The following is a 7,829-nucleotide window of genomic DNA, read 5'->3' as shown; positions in this document are numbered from 1 at the left end:
TCCTCGCGGGTCACGACGCCGCCCTCGCCGGTGGGCACCACGGAGGCGAGGTCGATCCCGAGGTCCTTGGCGAGCTTGCGGACGGGCGGCTTGGCCAGCGGCCGTTCGCCGCCGCCCGCGTGCCCGCTGCCGTTGAGCGCGGGCGCGGCGGCGGGTGCCGGAGCCGGGACGGCGGCCGGCGCCGCGGCCGGGGCGGCGGCGGCCGGCGCGGCGGTGCCGTTCTGCGCGGCCGGGGCGGCCTTGCGCGGGCGGCGCTTGGTGGAGGACTGGGAGACGCCGTAGCCGACGAGGACGGGCTGGCGGCCCTCGGGCGCCGGCTCCTCGGCGGCTTCCGGCGCGGCGGCCGGGGCCTCGGCGGCGGGGGCGGCCGGCTCGGGCTCGCCGCCCGGGCCGGTCTGCACCGAGATGATGACCTGGCCGACGTCGACCGTGGTGCCCTCCTCGAAGAGGAGCGCGTGCACGGTGCCGTCGAACGGGATCGGCAGCTCGACGGCCGCCTTCGCCGTCTCGACCTCGCAGACGACCTGGCCGTCGGTGACGGTGTCACCGGGCTGGACGTACCACTTGAGGATCTCGGCCTCGGTGAGGCCCTCGCCCACGTCGGGCATCTTGAATTCGCGGATGGTCACGGGGGCTCTCCTCAGTACGCCAGCGAGCGGTCGACGGCGTCGAGCACCCTGTCCAGGCCGGGCAGGTACTCCTCCTCCAGGCGGGCCGGCGGGTACGGGGCGTGGAAGCCGCCCACGCGCAGCACCGGCGCCTCCAGGTGGTAGAAGCAGCGTTCGGTGATGCGGGCGGCGATCTCCGAGCCGACGCCGAGGAACACCGGCGCCTCGTGGACGACCACGAGCCGGCGGGTCTTCTCGACGGAGGCCTGCAGCCCGTCGAAGTCGATCGGGGACATCGAGCGCAGGTCGACGACCTCCACCGACTTGCCCTCCTCGGCCGCGGCGGCGGCCGCCTCCAGGCAGAGCTTCACCATCGGGCCGTAGGCGGCCAGCGTGATGTCGCTGCCCTCGCGGGCGGTGCGCGCGGTGTGCAGGGAGTCCGGGATGGCCTCGGTGTCGACCTCGCCCTTGTCCCAGTAGCGGCGCTTCGGCTCGAAGAAGATCACCGGGTCGTCGCTGAGGATGGCCTGCTGGAGCATCCAGTAGGCATCGCTCGCGTTCGACGGGGAGACCACCTTCAGGCCCGCGACGTGCGCGAACAGCGCCTCGGGGGACTCCGAGTGGTGCTCGACGGCGCCGATCGCGCCGCCGTACGGGATGCGGACGACGACGGGCAGCTTGACCTTGCCGAGCGCGCGGGCGTGCATCTTGGCGAGCTGCGTGACGATCTGGTCGTACGCGGGGAAGACGAACCCGTCGAACTGGATCTCCACGACCGGGCGGTAGCCGCGCAGGGCCAGGCCGACCGCCGTGCCGACGATGCCGGACTCGGCGAGCGGGGTGTCGATGACCCGGTCCTCGCCGAAGTCCTTCTGGAGCCCGTCGGTGATCCGGAAGACGCCGCCGAGCTTGCCGACGTCCTCGCCCATGATCAGGACCTTCGGGTCCGTCTCCAGGGCCTTGCGCAGCGACTCGTTGAGCGCCTTCGCGACCGACATCTTCTCGACAGCCATCAGTGACCCTCCTCGAAGGACGCGAGGTAGGCGGCGAACTCGGCGCGCTCCTCGTCGACGAGCGCGTGCCCGTCCGCGTAGACGTTCTCGAAGATCGCCATGGTGTCGGGGTCGGGCATGGCGCGCACCACCTCGCGGACGCGCTTGCCCAGGGCCTCGCTCTCGGTCTCCAGCTCCTCGAAGAAGGCCTCGTCGGCGCCTCCGGAGGCGAGCAGGTGGGCCTTCAGGCGCAGGATCGGGTCCTTGGCCTCCCAGGCCTGCCGCTCCTCGTCGCGCCGGTAGCGCGTCGGGTCGTCGGAGGTGGTGTGGGCGCCCATGCGGTAGGTGTACGCCTCGACGAGCGTCGGGCCCTCGCCGCGGCGGGCGCGGTCCAGGGCCCAGCGGGTGACCGCGAGGCAGGCGAGGACGTCGTTGCCGTCGACGCGGACGCCGGGGAAGCCGAAGCCCTCGGCGCGGCGGTAGAGCGGCACGCGCATCTGGCGCTCGGTCGGCTCGGAGATCGCCCACTGGTTGTTCTGGCAGAAGAACACCACGGGGGCGTTGTAGACGGCCGAGAAGGTGAAGGCCTCGGCGACGTCGCCCTGGCTGGACGCGCCGTCGCCGAAGTAGGCGATGACCGCCGAGTCGGCTCCGTCCTTGGCCACGCCCATCGCGTACCCGGTCGCGTGGAGCGTCTGGGAGCCGATGACGATCGTGTACAGGTGGAAGTTGTTGACGTTGGGGTCCCAGCCGCCGTGGTTCACGCCGCGGAACATGCCGAGGAGGTTCGTCGGGTCGACCCCGCGGCACCAGGCGACCCCGTGCTCGCGGTAGGTCGGGAAGACGTAGTCGTCGTCGCGCAGGGCGCGGCCGGAGCCGATCTGGGCGGCCTCCTGGCCGAGCAGCGAGGCCCACAGGCCCAGCTCGCCCTGGCGCTGCAGGGCGGTGGCCTCGCCGTCGAAGCGGCGGGTGAGGACCATGTCGCGGTAGAGCCCGCGCAGGTCCTCGGTGGTGATGTCCTCGACGAAGGCCGCGAACTCCGCGTTGTCGGGGTTCTCCGCCGCGCCGATGCGCTCGCCCTCGGGCGTCAGCAGCTGCACGAGCTGCGGCTCGGTGTTCTGCGGGGTGGCGGCTGCCTTGGCTGCGGGGGCCTTGGCGGCGCTCGCGGCGCCTGCCGCCCGCTTGGTGCCGCTGCTGCGTCGCGGCTTGCGCGCGGCAGTGCTCTCCACGGTCACGTGTTGCTCCTCCGTCGGTCCGGCTCCCGGGTTCTCCGGGGTCCAGTGCGGCTCACCCGGTTCCGTGTCCGCGCACGGGGTGGGTGCGCGTCGTGTACGGGATCCGAGCGTGACAGGTGCCCCGGCGACTGCCCTGCGCAATGCACGTTACCCAGTGCGCCGCATAACTGCGAAACCCCGCTGACCTGCGTTTTTGCTTGGATTTCCAAGTAAATCCGGGGTCGCGGGAACAACCACTGGTCACAGCCTTGCAGGGGGCCGGAACAACGGCACGTTATCCCGGGTAACGACCTGGGGGAAGGGGTGAGTGTGTGAAACTGAGTTCGTGCGCGAAGACGGAAAAATCAAGGTATTCCTCCTGGACGACCACGAAGTGGTACGGCGCGGAGTGCACGAGCTCCTGTCGGGCGAGGAGGACATCGAGATCGTCGGAGAGGCCGGCAGCGCAGCCGACGCCCTCGTGCGCATCCCCGCCACCCGTCCGGACGTGGCCGTCCTCGACGTGCGCCTGCCGGACGGCAGCGGGGTGGAGGTCTGCCGCGAGGTCCGCTCGCGGGACGAGCACGTCAAGTGCCTGATGCTGACGTCCTTCGCCGACGACGAGGCCCTCTTCGACGCGATCATGGCCGGTGCCTCGGGGTACGTCCTGAAGGCGATCCGCGGCAGTGAGCTGCTGGGCGCCGTGCGGGACGTGGCGGCGGGCCGGTCGCTGCTCGACCCGGTGGCGACGGCGCGGGTGCTGGAGCGGCTGCGGGACGGCGGGGGCGGCCGGGGCGAGGACCGGCTGGCGAACCTGACCGGGCAGGAGCGCAGGATCCTCGACCTGATCGGGGAGGGCCTGACCAACCGGGCCATCGGCGAGCGGCTGCACCTCGCCGAGAAGACGATCAAAAACTACGTGTCCGGCCTGCTGTCGAAGCTCGGCATGGAGCGCCGGTCGCAGGCCGCCGCGTACGTGGCCCGGCTGAAGGCCGAGCGCCGCGCCTGAGAAGTTTCCGACCGGTAATCACCGGAACGGCGCAATGGGCGGGCCTTCCGGCCCGGAAACGGAACTATTCAAACCGTTTCCGGGCCGGTTTTGCGTGCGGGCCGGCGGGTGTTCAGCCCGCGTCGTCCTGCTGCGGCTTGGGCGATTCCACCGGCACCGACGGCGGCTTGGACGACGGCGACGCCTTCGAGGGCGACGGCGAGGAGGAGGCGGACTTCGACGCGGAGGGCGACGGGCTGGACGACGCCGACTGGGAGAAGGAGGGGCTCGGCGAGTTCCGGGTGCGGCTCGGCGGCGGCGAGAAGTCGTCCGAGGGACGGGAGTTGCCCGAGGTGTCCGTCGAGGGGGCCTCCTGCGAGGACGACGGGCTGTTCTGCGCGCCGCCGGTGGAGCTCTGCACGGTCGCCGGCGAACCGCCGCCCCCGCCGCCGTTGTCGCCGACGGACTTGACGGCGTACGCGACGCCGCCGGCGATGGCGACGATGGCGAGGACCGCGAACAGCCACAGCTTCCAGCGGCCGCCGCCGCGGTCGTCGTACCGGTCGTAGCCGTCGTACCCGTCGCGGCCGCCGCCCGCGCCCGGGCCGCCGTGGCCGCGGCCCTGGGCGTCGTAGCCGCCGGGGAAGGCCGCGCCGTCGTCCGGGTTCAGCGGCGGCACCATCGGCTGCTGGAACTGCGAGGTCGTGGCGTGCGCGGGGTAGCCCTGCGCACCGCCCTGGGCGACGGGCATCGCGGTGGTCGGCGCGGCGCCGCCCCGGCCATGGGGCAGGGCCATGGTGACCGGGCCGGTGTTCCAGGTGCCGGAGCCGGCCCCCTGGTCCTGGAGCATCTGGAGGGCGTACTGGACGAGTCCGCGCATCTCCTCGGCGCTCTGGAACCGGTCGTCCGGGTCCTTGGCGAGGGCGCGCATGACGAGCCCGTCGAGTTCCTGCGGGATGTCGGGGCCGTCGGGCAGCTGCGAGGGCGGCACCGGCGCGTCCTGGACGTGCTGGTAGACCACCGACAGCGGTGTCTCGCCCGTGAAGGGGGGCCGCAGCGCGAGCAGTTCGTAGAGGAGGCAGCCGGTGGCGTAGAGGTCGGAGCGGTGGTCGACGGCCTTGCCGAGGGCCTGCTCCGGCGACAGGTACTGGGGGGTGCCCATGACCATGCCGGTCTGCGTCATCGTCGACTGGGCGCCGTGCAGGGCGCGGGCGATGCCGAAGTCCATGACCTTGACGGCGCCGGCGCCGGTGATGATGACGTTGGCGGGCTTGATGTCGCGGTGCACGATGCCGTGCTGGTGCGAGTAGGCCAGCGCCTCCAGCACCCCGGAGACGATGATGAGGGCCTGCTCGGGGCCGGGCGGCTCGCCGCTGCTGAGCAGGAGGTCGCGGATGGTGCGCCCCTCGACCAGCTCCATGACGATGTACGGCACCGTGTTGGCGCCGACCTTGTCCTCGCCGGAGTCGTACACGGCGACGACCGCGTGGTGGTTGAGCCCGGCGACCGACTGCGCCTCGCGCGTGAAGCGCGCCTTGGAGACCGGGTCCTCCGCGAGGTCGGCCCGCAGCAGCTTCACCGCGACGGTCCGGCCGAGCCGGACGTCCTCGGCGGCGAACACCTCCGCCATGCCGCCGCGGCCCAGGCGGTGCGTCAGCCGGTAGCGGCCGTCGCCGACCAGGCCGCCGGCGCCCCAGTGCTCAGGACCATCTGCCATCCCGGCGCCGCGTTCCTCGGGTTCGGGTGCCATGAATCCTCGCCGTCGTCTCTCTCGGCCGCCGCGCTCAGCGGTAGGTCCTTTTTCGGGTGCTCCGATGAACGCTACAGCCTCCGCACAGGTCGCCGTTCGGACAATGGCTCGCCGTCGCCCCGCGGTCACGGAACGGGCACCTGGCTTGACGTGTGCTTGCCCTCCGGCAGACTGGGCCCGACATGCGCTCAGCCAGACGCGTCAGGACACACCCCGAGGGGAAGCAACAGTCATGAGCCAGGACGGCAATCAGGCCCAGTACGCGGGCGGCTCTCTGGCCGGTGGCCGTTACCAGCTAAGGGATTTGCTCGGCGCGGGCGGCATGGCCTCCGTGTACCTGGCGTACGACTCGGCGCTGGACCGGCAGGTGGCCATCAAGACGCTGCACAGCGACCTGGGCCGCGAGCAGTCGTTCCGGGAGCGGTTCCGGCGTGAGGCGCAGGCTGTTGCGAAACTGTCGCACACCAACATCGTCTCGGTCTTCGACACGGGCGAGGGCGAGGTCGTCTTCCCCGACGGCCGGGCCGACGCGGCGGTCATGCCGTACATCGTCATGGAGTACGTGGAGGGCCGTCCGCTCGGCTCCGTACTGGAGGAGGACATCCGCCAGTACGGGGCGATGCCCGCCGACAAGGCGCTGAAGGTGACGGCCGACGTGCTGGCCGCGCTGGAGACCAGCCACGAGATGGGCCTGGTCCACCGCGACATCAAGCCCGGCAACGTCATGATGACCAAGCGCGGCGTGGTCAAGGTGATGGACTTCGGCATCGCCCGCGCCATGCAGTCGGGCGTCACCTCCATGACGCAGACCGGCATGGTGGTCGGCACCCCGCAGTACCTGTCCCCGGAGCAGGCGCTGGGCCGCGGCGTCGACGCCCGCTCCGACCTGTACTCGGTCGGCATCATGCTCTTCCAGCTGCTGACGGGGCGGCTCCCGTTCGACGCCGACTCACCGCTGGCGATCGCGTACGCGCACGTCCAGGAGGAGCCGGTCGCCCCGTCCTCCGTCAACCGCGCCATCAGCCCGGCGATGGACGCGCTCGTGGCGCGGGCGCTGAAGAAGAACCCGAACGAGCGCTTCCCCACCGCCGCCGCGATGCGCGACGAGATCGCGCGCGTCCAGGCGGCCGGGCAGACCGGCGCCCCGGCCATCGTCCCCGGCGCCCACACGGGCGGCAGCGGCGCGGGTGTCGGCTCGACCGTGTTCCCGCCGCTCGACTCGGGCCTCCAGGGCCCGCCCGGGCACGCGGTGCAGCAGCCGTACGCGCCGACCCCGGCGCCCGCCGCGTACGCGCCGACGCCGCCGCCGGCGGCGATGGGCCAGGGCGGCTACGCCTACCCGCCACAGCCGCAGACGGCGCAGGGCTACGCACCGCAGACGCCGCCGCCGTTCACGGCCGCCGGGCAGGGCGCTCCGGCCGCGGCCGGAGCGGGCGGCCGGAAGAACATGCCGGTCGTCGTGGGCGCGATCACCGTGGCGCTGCTCGCGGTGGGCGGGCTGGTCTACGCGATCTCCGGCAACGGCGAGCAGGGCGGCAAGGACGACCGGACGGACGCGCAGACGACGGGCGGCCAGGCCAGCCCCTCCGGTTCCGCCAAGGCCGGGCACAAGGGTCCGGACACGACGCGCACGATCGACCCGCAGAAGTGCAAGGAGCCCACCAAGCACTACAGCGACGCGACGAAGGTGATCGCGCCGGACTTCCGGTACAAGCACCTGCGCTCGGTGAAGGAGTGCATCCAGGCGGCGGGCTGGAAGTACAAGATCGAGAAGCGCGACGAGGCGGTCTACGGCGAGGACACCGTCCTCCAGCAGCTTCCCGAGGCGGGCGGCAAGGTCGACAAGGAGGGCACCGAGTTCACGCTGGTCGTCTCCACCGGCGACCCGCAGTAGCACCTCCGCCGCAGGCTGGACGGGCCCGTTAGGGGCCTTGTGACGACACCGGCATCCCGGGCCACCCGTGTGGGGCGCCCGGGATGCCGCTTTTGCACCACCATGTGAATCTGGGCGGGACATCTCGGCCTCCTCCCGGGCCACGCCCCGGGGGGACCCATGCGGACGGGAGGCGCTCGCCGTGCACCGACGCCGCACACGCCACCGGGCGGCCGGGGCGGCCCTGGCCGCCGCGGCCGCCGTCTGCGCCCTCTCCGCCGCCCCGGGGGCGGGAGCGGCGGAGCCGGGCTTCGCCGCGGTGCGGCAGGAGCCCGGGGAGGGGCCCGGGCGGGAACAGGACGGCGCGGACGGTGCGGACGGCGCACGGGAGGCCGCAGCCGGGG

Annotated in this window: 7 protein-coding genes; 3 read left to right on the top strand and 4 right to left on the bottom strand. The window is 72.7% G+C overall.

What is annotated here, in order from left to right; all coding sequences use genetic code 11:
• The 3 genes from EF903_RS24745 to pdhA form a co-directional block, all read right to left on the bottom strand.
• Positions 1 to 608, bottom strand: a 608-nt coding sequence (locus EF903_RS24745; protein WP_185902801.1) for a biotin/lipoyl-containing protein, incomplete at its 3' end; no start/stop codon positions are given.
• Between the two features lie 32 nt (positions 609 to 640).
• Positions 641 to 1,621, bottom strand: coding sequence for an alpha-ketoacid dehydrogenase subunit beta (locus tag EF903_RS24740; protein ID WP_125546697.1), 981 nt, complete (start codon positions 1,619 to 1,621; stop codon positions 641 to 643).
• On the bottom strand, positions 1,621 to 2,835 hold the full coding sequence (pdhA, locus tag EF903_RS24735; protein WP_125546695.1) for a pyruvate dehydrogenase (acetyl-transferring) E1 component subunit alpha: 1,215 nt from the start codon (positions 2,833 to 2,835) through the stop codon (positions 1,621 to 1,623). The genes EF903_RS24740 and pdhA overlap by 1 nt, the downstream gene beginning before the upstream one ends.
• Before the next feature lie 325 nt (positions 2,836 to 3,160).
• Here pdhA and EF903_RS24730 point away from each other — a divergent pair, with 325 nt between their 5' ends.
• A complete protein-coding gene (locus EF903_RS24730) occupies positions 3,161 to 3,823 on the top strand; it encodes a response regulator transcription factor (protein WP_125546693.1) in 663 nt (220 codons plus the stop codon).
• A gap of 112 nt (positions 3,824 to 3,935) precedes the next feature.
• Here the strand turns inward: EF903_RS24730 and EF903_RS24725 are convergent, their stop codons facing one another.
• A complete protein-coding gene (locus EF903_RS24725) occupies positions 3,936 to 5,552 on the bottom strand; it encodes a protein kinase domain-containing protein (protein WP_125546691.1) in 1,617 nt (538 codons plus the stop codon).
• Positions 5,553 to 5,784: 232 nt separating this feature from the next.
• Here EF903_RS24725 and EF903_RS24720 point away from each other — a divergent pair, with 232 nt between their 5' ends.
• Positions 5,785 to 7,446 (top strand): protein kinase domain-containing protein, encoded by a 1,662-nt coding sequence (locus tag EF903_RS24720; RefSeq protein WP_125546689.1) that lies wholly within the window; start codon positions 5,785 to 5,787, stop codon positions 7,444 to 7,446.
• A gap of 181 nt (positions 7,447 to 7,627) precedes the next feature.
• On the top strand, positions 7,628 to 7,829 hold a 202-nt coding region (locus EF903_RS34800), incomplete at its 3' end, for a hypothetical protein (RefSeq protein WP_399421609.1).

It is taken from the genome of Streptomyces sp. WAC05292, assembly GCF_003949955.1.
In the GTDB taxonomy this organism is placed as follows: Bacteria; Actinomycetota; Actinomycetes; order Streptomycetales; family Streptomycetaceae; genus Streptomyces; species Streptomyces globosus.
The sequence above is the reverse complement of the archived record's forward strand: the minus strand, read 5'-3'. Positions and strand labels throughout refer to the sequence as shown.